This is a genomic window from Achromobacter sp. PD1 (assembly GCF_048541815.1).
GTDB lineage: Bacteria > Pseudomonadota > Gammaproteobacteria > Burkholderiales > Burkholderiaceae_B > Achromobacter > Achromobacter bronchisepticus_A.
Map to the genome: position 1 here is coordinate 5,639,515 of NZ_CP183349.1, position 14,894 is coordinate 5,654,408.

16 protein-coding genes are annotated in these 14,894 nt (G+C 67.7%); 11 read left to right on the forward strand and 5 right to left on the reverse strand.

The window, feature by feature from the left end:
* Positions 1-81: 81 nt before the first annotated feature.
* The gene (locus tag ACM1PE_RS26500; RefSeq protein ID WP_059377480.1) at positions 82-1,089 is read right to left on the reverse strand and encodes a Tim44 domain-containing protein; all 1,008 of its coding nucleotides are present in this window, start codon (positions 1,087-1,089) and stop codon (positions 82-84) included.
* 176 nt (positions 1,090-1,265) lie between these two features.
* On the reverse strand, positions 1,266-2,042 hold the full coding sequence (ubiE, locus tag ACM1PE_RS26505; RefSeq protein ID WP_059377478.1) for a bifunctional demethylmenaquinone methyltransferase/2-methoxy-6-polyprenyl-1,4-benzoquinol methylase UbiE: 777 nt from the start codon (positions 2,040-2,042) through the stop codon (positions 1,266-1,268).
* A 161-nt stretch (positions 2,043-2,203) separates the two neighbouring features.
* Between ubiE and phoB the strand changes: the two genes are divergently transcribed.
* The 6 genes from phoB to serA all read left to right on the forward strand — a co-directional run bounded on the left by phoB (position 2,204) and on the right by serA (position 8,274).
* Positions 2,204-2,902, forward strand: a complete 699-nt coding sequence (gene phoB / locus ACM1PE_RS26510; RefSeq protein WP_006227196.1) for a phosphate regulon transcriptional regulator PhoB — start codon at positions 2,204-2,206, stop codon at positions 2,900-2,902.
* A 12-nt stretch (positions 2,903-2,914) separates the two neighbouring features.
* On the forward strand, positions 2,915-4,222 hold the full coding sequence (phoR, locus tag ACM1PE_RS26515) for a phosphate regulon sensor histidine kinase PhoR (protein ID WP_118933466.1): 1,308 nt from the start codon (positions 2,915-2,917) through the stop codon (positions 4,220-4,222).
* A 65-nt stretch (positions 4,223-4,287) separates the two neighbouring features.
* Positions 4,288-4,977: a heavy metal response regulator transcription factor gene (locus ACM1PE_RS26520; RefSeq protein ID WP_054454998.1), complete on the forward strand. Its 690-nt coding sequence runs from the start codon at positions 4,288-4,290 to the stop codon at positions 4,975-4,977.
* A complete protein-coding gene (locus tag ACM1PE_RS26525) occupies positions 4,974-6,374 on the forward strand; it encodes a heavy metal sensor histidine kinase (protein ID WP_419341495.1) in 1,401 nt (466 codons plus the stop codon). The genes ACM1PE_RS26520 and ACM1PE_RS26525 overlap by 4 nt, the downstream gene beginning before the upstream one ends.
* Before the next feature lie 75 nt (positions 6,375-6,449).
* On the forward strand, positions 6,450-6,908 hold the full coding sequence (locus ACM1PE_RS26530; protein ID WP_059377471.1) for a DUF411 domain-containing protein: 459 nt from the start codon (positions 6,450-6,452) through the stop codon (positions 6,906-6,908).
* Positions 6,909-7,074: 166 nt separating this feature from the next.
* Complete coding sequence (gene serA / locus ACM1PE_RS26535) at positions 7,075-8,274, forward strand: phosphoglycerate dehydrogenase (protein WP_118933464.1); 1,200 nt, start codon at positions 7,075-7,077, stop codon at positions 8,272-8,274.
* Between the two features lie 50 nt (positions 8,275-8,324).
* On the opposite strand, the gene ACM1PE_RS26540 is transcribed toward serA, so the two are convergent.
* Entirely contained in the window at positions 8,325-9,191 is an 867-nt protein-coding gene (locus ACM1PE_RS26540) for a LysR family transcriptional regulator (protein WP_059377665.1), read from the reverse strand.
* A gap of 150 nt (positions 9,192-9,341) precedes the next feature.
* Here ACM1PE_RS26540 and ACM1PE_RS26545 point away from each other — a divergent pair, with 150 nt between their 5' ends.
* The 4 genes from ACM1PE_RS26545 to ACM1PE_RS26560 are packed head-to-tail and all read left to right on the forward strand — an operon-like array spanning position 9,342 to position 12,302.
* The gene (locus ACM1PE_RS26545; protein ID WP_054455008.1) at positions 9,342-9,773 is read left to right on the forward strand and encodes a VOC family protein; all 432 of its coding nucleotides are present in this window, start codon (positions 9,342-9,344) and stop codon (positions 9,771-9,773) included.
* A gap of 24 nt (positions 9,774-9,797) precedes the next feature.
* Positions 9,798-10,529 (forward strand): 5-oxoprolinase subunit PxpB, encoded by a 732-nt coding sequence (gene pxpB, locus ACM1PE_RS26550; RefSeq protein WP_118933463.1) that lies wholly within the window; start codon positions 9,798-9,800, stop codon positions 10,527-10,529.
* A complete protein-coding gene (locus tag ACM1PE_RS26555) occupies positions 10,526-11,521 on the forward strand; it encodes a biotin-dependent carboxyltransferase family protein (protein WP_118933462.1) in 996 nt (331 codons plus the stop codon). Before pxpB ends, ACM1PE_RS26555 begins: the two co-directional genes overlap by 4 nt.
* Before the next feature lie 13 nt (positions 11,522-11,534).
* Entirely contained in the window at positions 11,535-12,302 is a 768-nt protein-coding gene (locus tag ACM1PE_RS26560; RefSeq protein WP_419341496.1) for a LamB/YcsF family protein, read from the forward strand.
* Positions 12,303-12,328: 26 nt separating this feature from the next.
* On the opposite strand, the gene ACM1PE_RS26565 is transcribed toward ACM1PE_RS26560, so the two are convergent.
* Positions 12,329-13,030 carry a GntR family transcriptional regulator gene (locus ACM1PE_RS26565; protein WP_419341498.1) on the reverse strand — a complete coding sequence of 234 codons (702 nt, stop codon included), beginning with the start codon at positions 13,028-13,030 and terminating at the stop codon, positions 12,329-12,331.
* Positions 13,031-13,141: 111 nt separating this feature from the next.
* Entirely contained in the window at positions 13,142-13,780 is a 639-nt protein-coding gene (locus tag ACM1PE_RS26570) for a trimeric intracellular cation channel family protein (protein WP_059377459.1), read from the reverse strand.
* Positions 13,781-14,003: 223 nt separating this feature from the next.
* Between ACM1PE_RS26570 and ACM1PE_RS26575 the strand changes: the two genes are divergently transcribed.
* Positions 14,004-14,873 carry a universal stress protein gene (locus tag ACM1PE_RS26575; RefSeq protein WP_059377457.1) on the forward strand — a complete coding sequence of 290 codons (870 nt, stop codon included), beginning with the start codon at positions 14,004-14,006 and terminating at the stop codon, positions 14,871-14,873.
* The last annotated feature ends 21 nt before the right edge of the window (positions 14,874-14,894 follow it).

Consider the following 14,894-nt stretch of genomic DNA (forward strand, 5'->3'; position numbering starts at 1 on the left):
ACCGGCCCTGTGAGGGCCGGTTCAAACAGATGCCTTGCGGCATCCGCAACGGAGGTGGGGATCGGCCCCGGCCGGCCAGGCTTAGCTGGCGAGATCCACCGGGATCTGCTGGATGCCTGCGAGCAGCCAGCCGCCATTGGCAGGCTTGAACAGGTTCCAGACTTCCTCGAAGCGGAAGGCCTCGGCGCCCGGCGCTTCGCGCAGCATGCCGGAGAAGCGCACGCTGGCCAGGTGGCCGTCGGACACGGTTTCGATGCCCAGCATTTCAGCGTTCAGCAGGACCACTTCGGTCTTGTTGGGCGCCGCGCCGCGCTCGGCCAGCTGCGGCTTGAGCTCGGTGATCAGGTCGTCGGTCAGGAATTCGCGCAGGCCATCGGTGCTGCCGCTGTCCCAGACGGCCTGGATGCGCACGAACTGCTCCTTGGCCTGCTTCAGGAAGTTGGGCGTGTCGAAGTCACCCGGCACGAACCAGTTGTTGTCGTCGCCCATCTTGGGCATCGCGGCCGGCGCCGCGGCGGCGGCAACCGGAGCTGCTGCTGCAGCGGGAGCCGCCGGCTTCAGCGTTTCGCGCCACATCGGCTGCTGTTGCTGCTGGCCCGGCGCGTTGTTGGCGCCACCTAACGCGCCCTGCGTGGCAGTGCGCGGACCGGCGCCGCGCAGGCGGCGGATGATGAACATGACGGCGAACACGACCGCGGCGATCAGCAGCGCGGAGCCGAGGAACTCGGCGAAAGCGCCCGACAGGCCCATGCTGGAGAGCAGCGCGGCGATACCCAGGCCGGCGGCGATGCCGGCGATGGGGCCGAGCCAGCGCGACGCGCCGCTCTTGGCGGCGGCGCCCGCGGTTGCTGCGCCGGCCGTGGCCGCGCCGGCGGCTGCCGGAGCAGCGGTGGCGCCCGCCGTGTTGTTGGCGGCGGCCGGCGGCGTGGTCGCCTGGCGCTGCTGGGTCACGTTGGAGGATTGTCGGCCGACGCTGCTGCCGCCACCGGCACGGCGGGCTTCGGCGTCAAACGACGCCGTCACCAGTGCCGCGCCGGAAACGGCGATCAGCGCCGCGGCGACAAACCGCGAAAGACAGAATTTGGACATAGGTTTGCTCCCTCGTACTCGCGCCCCTGCCGCCCCGAGCAGCAGGAAGTCCCACGGACCGCGGGACCTTCGTCGCGACTTTTCTTACATTAATCTGAATACCGTAAGAATAACGGACAAGACGCCGCCCCACAAGTTCCCGCAGGGCGGCGAAAAATCCGGATGGCCGGCGCGGATCAGCCCAGCTTGACGCCTTCGTGCAGAGCGGCGATGCCGGCGGTCAGGTTGAAGTACTGCACCCGTTCCAGTCCGGCCGTGCGCAGCATGTCCGCCAGGGTTTCCTGGTCGGGGTGCATGCGGATGGATTCGGCCAGGTAGCGGTAGCTGGCTTCGTCCTTGGCGACCTTCTTGCCCAGCCAGGGCAGCACATTGAAGGAATACCAGTCGTAGGCGGGGGCCAGCGGCTTGGCCACGCGCGAGAATTCCAGCACCAGCAGCTTGCCGCCCGGCTTCAGCACCCGGGTCATTTCAGCCAGGGCGCGGTCCTTGTGGGTCATATTGCGCAGGCCGAAAGCCACGCTGACGCGGTCGAAATAGCCGGTGGGGAACGGCAGGCGCTCGGCGTCGCACACGGCGGTGGGCACCAGCAGGCCGGCATCGGTCAGGCGGTCGCGGCCCACGCGCAGCATGGAATCGTTGATGTCCGTGAGCCAGACCTCGCCGGTAGGACCGGCGCGCTTGGCGAACGCTTTGGCCAGGTCGCCCGTGCCGCCGGCGATGTCCAGCACCTTCATGCCGGGGCGGATGGCGGCGCGGCCGATGGTGAACGCCTTCCAGACGCGGTGCAGCCCGGCCGACATGAAATCGTTCATGACGTCGTAGCGCTGGGCGACCGAGTGGAAGACTTCGGCGACTTTGCGGGCCTTTTCGCCTTCCGGCACCGTCTGGAAGCCGAAATGGGTCGATTGCGAGGCGGAATCCGCGGAATGTTGCGATTCGGAGGGGTTTTGCATGGTGAATTCCCGATATATCGTTCAATGGTAGCCTATCGGGCTCCCGCGGGCGGCCGGCGGACGCAGACGATGATGCCCGGCGGTCACATACCTGAAATATTGCGGCCATACTATCGCAATGTTCGCGCCGCGCCGGCGCTCAGAAGTGTGCCCAATCCGCCATGTCCAGCACCATCCTCGTCGTCGAAGACGAACCCGCCATCCAGGAACTGATCGCCGTCAACCTGTCCTTCGCCGGACACAAGGTGCTGCGCGCCTTCGACGCCGACCAGGCCCAGACCCTGATCCGTGCCGAGCTTCCCGACCTGATCCTGCTGGACTGGATGCTGCCCGGCACCTCCGGCCTGGCCATGGCGCGCAAGCTGCGCAACGACGAGCGCACCCGCGCCGTCCCGGTCATCATGCTGACCGCCAAGGGTTCCGAACAAGACAAGGTGGACGGCCTGGAAGCCGGCGCCGACGACTACATTACCAAGCCCTTCTCGCCCAAGGAGCTGATGGCGCGCATCAAGGCTGTGCTGCGCCGCCGCGCGCCCCAGTTGACCGACGACGTGATCGACGTGGGCGGCCTGAAGCTGGATCCGGTGACGCATCGCCTGTCGGGCAACAGCCAGTCGCTGCAGATCGGCCCCACCGAATTCCGCCTGCTGCATTTCTTCATGACGCACCCCGAACGCGTGTTCTCGCGCTCGCAGCTGCTGGATCAGGTCTGGGGCGACCACGTCTTCGTCGAAGAACGCACGGTCGACGTGCACATCCGCCGCCTGCGCAAGGCGCTGGAACCCAGCGGCCACGACGCGCACGTGGAAACGGTCCGCGGCAGCGGCTACCGGTTTACTGCCCAGCTCCCGACGCGGTAAAACTCCCGCACGATGATCTGGCTGCGCACTCTTTTCCTGGTCGCCCTGTGGGCGGTTGCCGCATTGCTGGCCCAATGGCTCATAGGAGACCCGGCGGGCTGGATACTTTTCTCCTTCGCGCTGGCCGCCATGCTGCTCTGGCGCAGCTGGCGCCTGCACCTGGTGTCCCACTGGGCCAACCATCCCGATACCTCGCCGCCCGCTTCGGTCGGCCCCTGGGACGATATCCTCGCCCCCTTGTACCGCTACACCCGCGCCCGGGCCCGCGAACTGAACGAAACCCAGAACACCATGCAGGGCATGCTGGCCGCGGCGCAAGCGCTGCCGGACGGCGCGGTGACCCTGAACGAGGATTTCCAGATCGACTGGTGCAACCGCATGGCACGCCAGCACCTGGGCCTGCGCCTGCCGGCCGACCGCGGCCATAACCTGTTGAACCTGCTGCGCGCTCCGGAATTCGTCGAATACGCGCACCGCCCATCCTGGCCCGAACCCATCCTGGTGCGCCTGGGCCAGCAAGGCCAGGAACGGCTGATGATGATGCAGTTGACGGCCTACGCCAGCAACCAGCGCCTGCTGATCACGCGCGACGTCACCCAGATCGAACGCCTGGAAACCACGCGCCGCGACTTCGTCGCCAACGTCTCGCACGAGCTGCGCACGCCGCTGACGGTGCTGGCGGGCTTTCTGGAAACGCTGCGCGACATGCCCGCCGACGCCCTGCCCGCCGAACAACGCGAGCAGTACATCGACATGATGCATGAACAGGCCCAGCGCATGCAGGCCATCGTCGAAGACCTGCTGACCCTGTCCACGCTGGAATCCTCGCCGGGCAGCGACCCGCGCGCGGTCAACATGGGCGCGCTGCTGCAGAAGGCGCGCCAGCAGATCGAGGCCCTGTCGGGCGGCCGCCACGTGCTGGAATGGCATATCGACGAATCGCTGGACGTGCTGGGCGCCGAAACCGAGCTGACCTCGGCCCTGTCCAACCTGCTGACCAACGCGGTGCGCTACACGCCCGACGGCGGCACCATCACCGTGCGCTGGGCGCGCGAGGAAGACGGCGGCGCGCGCTATAGCGTGCAGGACACCGGCATCGGCATCCCCGCGCGCCACCTGCCCCGCCTGACCGAGCGCTTTTACCGCGTGGACCGCGGCCGCTCGCGCGCGGTGGGCGGCACCGGCCTGGGGCTGGCAATCACCAAGCACATCGCCATGCGCCATGACGCCGAACTGCTGATCACCAGCGAACCCGGCAAGGGCAGCGTGTTCGCCCTGCGCTTTCCGCCCGACCGCATCGCCATCGACAGCCCGGCCTGAGCCTGCGCAAGGCGGCTGCCGCCATGCGCGGGCCCAGGCGCCGCGCGAATGGTAAATTTCCTGCCATGCGCATCCTGGTCATCGAAGACGAACCCAAACTGGCCGACTACCTCAAGAAGGGATTGTCGGAGCAAAGCCACGTCGTGGACCTGGCGCGCGACGGCGTGGACGGCCTGCATCTGGCGCTGGAAGGCGTCTACGACCTGATCGTGCTGGACGTGATGCTGCCGGGCGTGGACGGCTTCGGCGTGCTGGCCGCTGTGCGCGAACAGAAGGACACGCCCATCCTGATGCTGACCGCGCGCGACGCCGTCGAGGACCGCGTGCGCGGACTGGAAGGCGGCGCCGACGACTACCTGGTCAAGCCTTTCGCCTTTTCTGAACTGCTGGCGCGGGTGCAAGCGCTGCTGCGCCGCGGACGTTCGCAAGAACCCACCCTGCTGCGCCTGGCCGACCTGGAACTGGATCTGGCCCGCCGCCGCGCCCAGCGCGGCGGCCGCCGCCTGGACCTGACTGCCAAGGAATTCAATCTGCTGGCCCTGCTGCTGCGCCGCCAGGGCCAGGTACTGTCGCGCACCACCCTGGCCGAACAGGTCTGGGACATGAATTTCGACAGCGACACCAACGTCATCGACGTGGCGGTGCGGCGGCTGCGCAGCAAGCTGGACGACCCCTACGACACCAAGTTGCTGCATACCGTGCGCGGCATGGGCTACGTGCTGGAATCGCGCCCCGCGGATAGCCGCCCCGCATGAAGCCGCTGCGCATGCGTTCCATGCAGGCGCGGCTGACGCTGCTGCTGGGCGCCATCGCCTTGCTGGTGTCCAGCCTGGCGGGGGCCACGCTGTTCTGGGCCCTCAAGCGCGAAGTGGAACGCCAGGAGATCACCGAAGTCAGCGGCAAGCTGGAATTGATCGATCACCTGATCGACATGCAGAACAACGCCCGCGGCCTGAAGGACCTGGCCGCCACCTTCGACGACATGCGCGCGGGCGAAGGCCAGCTGGGCATCTGGATCGTCGATGCGCACGGCCATTCCGTGTACGGCGGCCCCGCCCCCGAAACGCTGGCGACGGGCGACGGCAGGCAGGTCGTGCTGCAGACCGCCGACGGCGGCCGCATGCGCGGCCTGCGGGTCGCCATGAATGACCGCATCCTGCCCGGCGCGCAACTGACCGTGGCTGTCAGCACGCGCACCAGCTCGCAGTTCCTGTATGCCTACGGCACCGCGCTGGTGCTGATCTGCGCGCTGTGGGTGGGCGCGACCGTGGTGTTGGCGGCCTGGGCGGTCAGGCGCAGCATGGCGCCGGCGCGCAGGCTGTCCGAACAGGCCGCCAGCATCCAGCCCGACAACCTGGCGCGGCGCCTGCCGCTGGAGGACACGGACCGCGAACTGCATGACCTGGTCCGCTCCTTCAACCGCACGCTGGAGCGCCTGCAGGCCGCGTACCAGCAAATGGAAGGCTTCAACGCCGACGTGGCGCACGAGCTGCGCACGCCGCTGGCCACGCTGATCAACGGCACGCAGGTCATGCTGTCGTCGCCGCGCGACGCGGCCGAACTGCGCGACGCGCTGGAATCCAATCTCGAAGAACTGGAAGACCTGAAGCCCCTGGTCAATGACATGCTGTTCCTGGCGCGCGCCGACCGCGGCGAACGGGCCGCGGACCTGGCGCCGGTGTCGCTGGCCGCCGAAGCGCGGCGCGTGGCTGAATACTACGAAGCCACGCTGGAAGAAAGCGGCGTGCATCTGCGCTGCCTGGGCGACGCCATCGTGGCCGCCAACGCCGGATTGGTGCGGCGCGCGCTGGCCAACCTGATTTCCAACGCCATCAAGGCCACGCCTCGGGGCGGTGAAATCGTGCTGACCTGCTCGGTTTCACCCACCGGCGCGCGGGTGGAAGTACGCAACCCCGGCCCCCCCATCCCGTCGGCCGACCTGCCCCGCATCTTCGACCGATTCTTCCGCTCCAGCCAGGCGCGCGCGCCGCGCAGCGAGGGCCATGGCCTGGGCCTGGCCATCGTGCGCGCCATCGCGCGCATGCATGGCGGCGAGGTCGATGCGGCTTCGGGCGCGCACGGCACCGTGGTCGGCATCACACTGCGCGCGCCGGACGGCCACACGTCTCCGGCCAACATTACAGAATCGTAATGTGCGGGACAGAATGGGGTCACTCCCGTTCTTCTACAGTACGCTTGCAACCACATCGTCCCGCAACGGAGCATCATGAACCTTACCCGCCTCACGCGCCGCCTGGCCCTTGCCGCAGCCCTGTGCGCGCCCGTATTCGCCACCGCCCAGACGCCCGTCAAGGTCGAGGTCTGGAAGACCCCGACCTGCGGCTGCTGTGAAGACTGGGTCAAGCACATGCGCGACAACGGCTTCGCCGTCACCACCCATGACGTCCAGGACACCGGCCCCATCCGCCGCAACGCCGGCATGGCCAACTATGGTTCGTGCCACACCGCCGCCGTCGAAGGCTATGCGATCGAAGGCCACGTGCCGGCCAGCGACGTGCGCCGCCTGCTGCTCGAAAAGCCGGACGCCGCCGGCCTGGCCGCGCCCGGCATGCCGCTGGGCTCCCCCGGCATGGACGGCCCCGAATACGGCGGCCGCAAGACGCCGCACGACGTGGTGCTGGTCGACAAGCAGGGCGGCGCCAAGGTCTTCCAGGCCTATCGTTAACGCGAATCTTCAGGTTCTGTTCGGGCATCGCTCTTTGTGGCGATGCCCGAATCATTTGCGCGCCTGAAACAATTCATCCATGCCGCCTCAATGGCTACTCCTTGCACTGCAGCAAAAATGGGCCACAATCAATAAAACGGATTCCTCACCCACCCCTCAGGCTGTCATGGCACAAATCGTCCTGTTCGAGAACATCCACCCGAGCGCCCGCGCTGTTTTTGAAGCCGCCGGCTACTCCGACATCGTCACGCATGCCGCCGCCTTGCCGGCGTCGCAACTGAGCGACGCCCTGCGCGGCGCTCAGGTGGCGGGGATCCGTTCTCGCACGCACCTGGATGCCGCCCTGCTGTCCGGCAACCCCGACCTGCGCGTCGTGGGCTGCTTCTGCATCGGCACCAACCAGGTCGACCTGGACGCCGCCATGCAACGCGGCATTCCGGTGTTCAACGCGCCGTTCTCGAACACCCGCTCGGTGGCCGAGCTGGTGCTGGGCGAAGCCATCCTGCTGCTGCGCCGCATTCCCGAAAAGAACGCCCGCGTGCACCTGGGCCACTGGGACAAGAGCGCCGCCGGCGCATTCGAGACCCGCGGCAAGACGCTGGGCATCGTGGGCTACGGCAACATCGGCTCGCAGATCAGCACGCTGGCCGAAGGCCTGGGCATGCGCGTCGTCTATCACGACGTCGAAGCCAAACTGCCGCTGGGCAACGCCCGGCCCGCCGCCACGCTCAACGAGCTGCTGGAGCAGGCCGACGTGGTGACCCTGCACGTGCCGGGCGGCAAGACCACCGAAAAGATCATGAACGCGGACACCATCGGCCGCATGCGCCGTGGGGCCATCCTGATCAACGCCTCTCGCGGCACCGTGGTGGATATCGACGCGCTGCACGCGGCGCTGAAATCCGGCCATCTGGCCGGCGCCGCGCTGGACGTGTTCCCGACCGAACCCAAGGGCGCGGACGAACCGCTGGCCAGCCCGCTGATCGGCCTGCCCAACGTGATCCTGACGCCGCACATCGGCGGCAGCACGCAGGAATCGCAAGAGAACATCGGCCGCGAAGTGGCCGAGAAACTGGTGCGCTTCCTGCAGGCCGGCACCACCAAGGGCGCGGTCAACTTCCCCGAACTGCCCTATCTGGAACCCGCCGGCGGCACCCGCATCCTGCACGTGCACCGCAACGCCCCGGGCGCGCTGGGCACGCTGGACAACCTGATGGCGCAACACGGTTTGAACATCGTCAGCCAAACCCTGCAGACCCGCGGCCAGATCGGTTACGTGATCACCGACGTGGAAGGCGAAGTCAACGACGTCGTGATGTCCACGCTGCGCAGCCACCCCATCACGGTCCGCTGCGACCGGCTGTAAACCACCGCCGCCATGGCGGGCGGCGCGTCATGCGCCGCCCGCCAAACGGCTCAAGGCTCCGCCGCGGCGGCCGCCAGGCATTCCGCCATCTTCTCCTGCACGCTGCCGGCATCGAACGGCAGCCGGCCTATCAGGCCGATCTCGCGGTGGAACGCGGCCTCCCCCAGCGGCAACAGCCGCAAGCCCGTCATGTCCAGCCGCCGCAGCTGCGGCAACAGCGCCACGCCCAGCCCCAACCGCACCATGTTGGCGATGGCGTCGATCTCGTCCAGCTCGACAGCCTCGCGCACCGGGATGCGCTGCTTCTTCAGGAACAGGTCCACCACGCGCCCGCCGAATGACGCACGGTCGTAGCGGATGAAGGGCTGGCTTGCCAGCAGTTCGCGCCAGGGCGCGACCGGCATGGACGCGGGCATGGCCAGCATCACCGGTTCGCGCAGCAACGGCTGCCAGCCGAGTTCTGGCGGCAAAGCGAAGGGCGGCTTGATCAGTATCGCCATGTCCACCTCGCCCGCATCCACCTGTCCCAAGAGCGACAGCGAGACACCGGGCACGATGCGCACCCGCACGTCCGGATAGACCGCGCGGAATCCCCCCAGCGCGCGCGCCAGCAGGTCCTGCTGCACGGACGCGATGGCACCGATGCGCAACAGGCCGCTGACATGGCCCGCCCCGCCGGCGGTAATCATGCGCTCGGCCATGGCGACCAGCTCTTCCGCCTGCGGCAGCACTTCGCGGCCATGCGCGTTCAGCACCGCGGCGCGCGCGCTGCGGTCGAACAGCGGCCCGCCCAGGTAGTCCTCCAGGCGCTTGATCTGGGCGCTGACCGCGGACTGGGTCAGGCCCAGCCGGGTGCCGGCGCCGGTAAAGGTGCCGTCCCGCGCCACGGCGATGAAGGTCTTGAACTCTTTGATCACGATCAATTATTTCGATGCTAACTAGCAAAAAATATCGTTTTTCAATCAAAAAAACAATACCTAAACTACCCATCGATGCTAGGCCGTCCCAGCTTGCGATGGCCCGCAATCTGATTGATCATTTTTTCTTTGCCTGACCCGGAGCCTTCCATGACCGCTCAAACCAACCTGCCGCCGTTCCACCTCGCCTTCCCGGTCCGCGACCTGGCCGAAGCCCGCGCCTTCTATGGCGAAAAACTGGGCTGTCCGGAGGGCCGCAGCTCGCCCGAATGGATCGACTTCAACTTCTACGGCCACCAGATCGTCGCCCACCTGGCGCCCGGCGAATGCGGCCACAAGGCCACCAGCGCCGTCGATTCCCACAATGTGCCCGTGCGCCATTTCGGCGCCGTGCTTTCCATGGAACAATGGGAAGCGATGGCGAAGCGTCTGACCGACGCCGGCACCGAATTCGTCATCGAGCCCTACATCCGCTTCAAGGGTGAAGTCGGCGAACAAGCCACCATGTTCTTCCTGGATCCGTCGGGCAACGCGCTGGAATTCAAGGCGTTCAAGAACCTGGATTCGCTGTTCGCCAAGTAATCCGTCTCTACAGGTTTCGTGTCGTTGAACGCAAATTCAGAACCTCCTTCTCCGGCCGAAACCTCCTGGCGCATCCTGCCCCAGGGTGACCGCTGCCTGATCGTTTCCTTTGGCGACCAGATCGACGCCGACGTAGGCAGGACCTGTCTGGCCGCGGCCGGCAAGCTGCGCGACGCGCGGCTTCCCGGCGTGACCGACGTGGTGCCCTCCTTCGTCGCGGTGGCGGTGCATTACCGCCCCGGCGCCAGCGGCGGCCCCACTTATCCGCAACTGGCTGAGCGCATCGGACAGCTGTTGTCCGAAGGCATCGCCGCGGACACCCTGGGCGGACGTGAGATCGACATCCCGGTCTGCTACGGCGGCGCACACGGCCCCGACCTCGACGAAGTGGCCGAAGCCGCCGGCCTCACCCCCGAAGGCGTCATCCAGCTGCACAGCCAGCCGCGCAGCATGGTCTTCATGCTGGGCTTCGCGCCCGGCCACGCCTATCTGGGCGTGCACGACGAAAAACTGAATATCCCGCGCCGCGCCTCGCCACGCACCTCGGTGCCGCCCGGCGCCGTGGCGGTGGCCAACCGGCAGACCGTGATCTACCCGAACCGCCTGCCCGGCGGCTGGAACATCATCGGCGCCACGCCGCTCACCATGTTCGACCCGGCCCGCGAACCCGCCGCCCTGCTGCAGCCCGGCGACTCGGTCCGCTTCGTGCCCATCAGCCCCGAGGAATTCGACCGCATCCGGGGAGCCCGGCCATGAGCGTGACCGTGATCAAGCCCGGCATGCTGTCCAGCTTCCAGGACCGCGGCCGCGAGGGCTACCAGCACCAGGGCATCCCGGCCGCCGGCGCCATGGACGAGCGCGCGCACCGGCTGGCCAATGCCCTGGCTGGCAACCAGGACGAACACGCCACGCTGGAAATGACCCTGACGGGTCCGACCCTGCGCTTTGACGCGGCCGCCTGTTTCGCGCTGGCCGGCGCCGACCTCGGCGCCACGCTCAACGGCCAGGACATCCCGGTCCACCGCCCGCTGGTGGCGCGGGCCGGCGACACGCTGGCCTTCGGCGCCCGGCCGGCCGTGGGCGTGCGCGGCTATCTCGCGGTGCACGGCGGCTTCGCGCTGCCGCGCGTCATGGGCAGCGAAAGCACCTACCTGCGCAGCGGCTTCGGCGGCTTCCAGGGGCGCGCGCTGGCCAAGGGCGACCAGGTGCCGCTGCATGCGCCGCTGGCCGCCGGCCGCGACCTGGATGCCTTGCAGGAAGCGCTGTGGAACCAGCGCGTCTACCTGCCCGCAGCGCTGGGCGCCAAGCGCCGCGAGTTCATCCGCTTCCTGCCGGGCCTGCACTGGGAGGAATTCTCCCAGGCCACCCGCCAGGCCTTCGGCGGCGGCGCCGAATTCCGCATCAGCCCGCAGTCCGACCGCATGGGCTACCGCCTGCTGGGCCCCGCACTGACCATGAGCCAGCCGCGCCAGATGCTGTCGGAGGCCGCCTGTTTCGGCACCGTGCAGGTGCCTTCGGGCGGCGAGGCCATCATCCTCATGGCCGACCGCCAGACCACTGGCGGCTACCCCAAGATCGCGCAGATCGCCACGGTGGACCTGCCCGTCCTGGCGCAGTGCGCGCCGGGACAGACGCTGCGCTTCCAGCAGATCGAACTGGAAGAGGCGCAGCGCCTGGACGGCGAGCGCGAGCGCGCCTTCACGCAATTGCAGGACGCGCTGGCGCCGTTGCGCGCGCTCCTGGCCTAGAAAGGAATTTGCCATGACCACCCGCATCGACATGAACTGCGACATGGGCGAAAGCTATGGCGCCTGGACCATGGGCAACGACGCAGCGGTGCTGCAGTTCGTCAGCTCCGCCAACATCGCCTGCGGCTTCCATGGCGGCGACCCGGCCACCATGCGCAAGACCGTGGCGGCCGCGCTGGCGCGCGGCGTGGCGCTGGGCGCGCACCCCAGCCTGCAGGATCTGGCCGGGTTCGGACGCCGCATCATCCAGATCAGCCCCGATGAAGCCTACGACATTGTGGTCTACCAGATCGGCGCCTTGGCCGGCGTGGCCGCCTCGCAAGGCGCGCGGCTGCACCACGTCAAGGCGCACGGCGCGCTCTACAACATGGCCGCCAAGGACGAAGGGCTGGCTCGCGCCATCTGCCAGGCCGTCAAGGACGTGGATGCCTCGCTGATCCTGTACGGACTGGCCGGCAGCAAGCTGATCGACGCGGCCCGGGCCATCGGCCTGGCCGCCGCCAACGAAGTCTTTGCCGACCGCTCCTACCAGGACGACGGTTCGCTTACCCCGCGCAGCCGCGCCGGCGCGATGATCGAAGACCTGGATCAGGCGGTGGCGCAGGTAGTGCGCATGGTGCGCGACGGCAAGGTGCGTTCGGTCGACGGCAAGGACGTGGCGGTGCAGGCCGATACGCTGTGCATCCATGGCGACCAGCCGAACGCGCTGATCTTCGCCGACGGCATCCGCAAGGCGCTGGAACAGGCCGGCATAGAAGTCCGCACCCCGCCGAGGGGATAGGCGCGGCCGGCTCAGGCGCGGCCGGCTCAGGCGCGAGCGTAGCGCGGCTGCGGTTCTTCCGCGTCCTGCAGCGCGGCCTGGCGATATGCCTGCGCCACGCTGGGCAGCACGTCCGCCAGATAACTGCGCGTCAGATTGGCGGCACGCTCGACGTCGCGGCCGGCCAATGCTTCGATGACGCCGCTGGTGCAGGTCTGGATGCCGGTGAACGGCAGCGCCTGCCTGGCCAACAGGTAGCGCAGCGGTTCGATCTGTTCGTAAAGCTTGCTGAGCATGCCGGCAAGCGGGGTATTGCCCGTGCTGCGGGCCGCAGCCAGATAGAACGCGCAGGCCGAAGCAATGGCGGCGCGCCCATCGCCCGAAGCCAATGCCGCCCCGACGGCGGCGTCATGGAAACGCAGTTCGGCCAACAGCGGCGCCAGATCGGCCGCATCCGCCGCCTGGCGGATGCAATAGGCCTCGAGTTCGGCGCGCAGTTGGTACAGATGGCGGATCTGGGCCTCGGTGTACAGGGTGACCCTGAAGCCCTTGCGCTGGATATGGGTGACCAGACCGCTCAACTCCAGCAGGCGCAGCGCTTCGCGGATCGGGCTGCGGCTGGTGCCGAAACGCTGTTCCAGCTCCTGTTCGCGCAGCGGCTGGCCCGGACGGATGGTGCCGTCCACGATCAATTCACGAATCTGTTCCTGCAGGAAATACGGAATCGTGGCGGGCGCTTTGACGTCCAATCGGCTCCCCTTGTACTGCGCAATGCATGGTATGAGACCTAGTGAAGATACTAGAAATTTCTTGAAACATAAATAAGAAAATTGTTGCAGAGCGCCATGCCGCCCTGCCCCTCAGTCCCAATCGTCCCGGTACACGAACTTCGGCATCTGCCAATTGAAGCGCAGGGCCAGCAGGCGCACCGCCAGGCCCGCCGCCAGCGCGATCGGCACCGCGGCATTGGCGGACAAGCCCAGGGCTTGCGAACCCAGATACAGTCCGCCGGTCACGAAGGACACGCTGGCATAGAGTTCCTTGCGGAACAGCAGCGGCACCTCGTTGCACAGCACGTCGCGCAGCACCCCGCCGGCGCAGCCGGTGATCATGCCGCTGATCAGCACCACCGTGATCGGCAGCTGCATCAGCTGCGCCACCTGGCAGCCGATGACCGTGAAGGCCACCAGGCCCAGCGCGTCCGCCAGCAGGAACAGGCTGCGCAGGCGCCGCATGACGGGCGCGATCAGGGCCGTAAAGATCGCCGCGCCCGCCGTCATCCACAGGTATTCGGGATGGACAACCCAGGTCAGCGGGTAATGCCCCAGCAGCACATCGCGCAGCGAACCGCCGCCCAGCGCCGTCACGCAGGCGATGATGCAGACGCCCATCCAGTCCATGTCGCGCCTGCCGGCCGAGAGCGCCGCGGTCATCGCTTCCGCCACGATGGCGACGAGATACAGCGTGTGCAGCAAGACGGGAGACAGATCCGGGAACATGGGCAGACAGGGAGTGGAACTGGCCCCATTGTATTAAGCCGGCGGCGCGGCGGGCGGCCATTGCCTGCGCGCCCGCCATCCCTTACGCTCGACTTTGCGTTGATATCTATCAAGTCCCCCTCCGCGCAGCCGCGGGACAATGGGGATAAGGCCCGCGAGGGCGGAACGGCTGGAGCGCACGCACGCGGGAGTCGGCAGTCCAGCCACAACCGGGAGAGAACGTATGACACAGCAAACTGGCCCCATCCTATTGGCGACCGACCTGAGCGCGCGCGGCGACCGCGCCCTGGACCGCGCGCTGCAGCTGGCCAAGGAACTCAACACCAAGCTCATCGTCCTGCATGTCATGGAATCCCATGCCACGCCGGCCCGCCTCACCACGCCCGTGTGGCGGCGGCTGTCGACGGACCACAAGGCGCTGGCCGAGCGCGAGCTGGCCGAGGACCTGGCTGCCGCCGACGTGCCGACCGAAGTGGTGGTGGTCAGCGGCGATCCGCTGGTCCGCATCATGGAAACCGCCGACAGCTACGGCTGCTCGCTGATCGTCACCGGCACCGCGCGCGATGAAACCCTGGGCCGCCTGCTGCTGGGCACCACGGTTGAAAAGCTGGCCCGCCAGGCGCGCCAGCCCGTGCTGGTGGTCAAGACCCGTCCGCGCCGGCCCTACCGCGATGTGCTGGTCGCCACCGACTTCTCCGCCGGCTCGCGCCAGGCGCTGCGCGCCGCGCTGCAACTGGTGCCGAACGCGGACCTGACCTTGTTCCACTCCTACGACGTCCCCTTCCAGGGCAAGAACACGCCGGATGACGCCATCACGCGCAGCTTCTACAAGGGGGCCGAGCAAAGCGCCCGGGACTTCATCGCCGAAACGCCCGAACTCGCCCAGGTTGCCGCCCCCAAGGTGGTGCTGGAATGCGGCCAGCCGGAAACCGTGCTGTCGGAATACTCGTTCAACCACCGGTCCGACCTGGTCGTGACCGGCACCCATGGCCGCACCGGCATTCTGCGCACCGCCATCGGCAGCGTGGCCGAACGGCTGCTGGAATCCCTGCCCAGCGACGTGCTGATCGTCAGGTTGCTCGGCGACGAATAAGTCCGTCCGGCCATGAAAAAA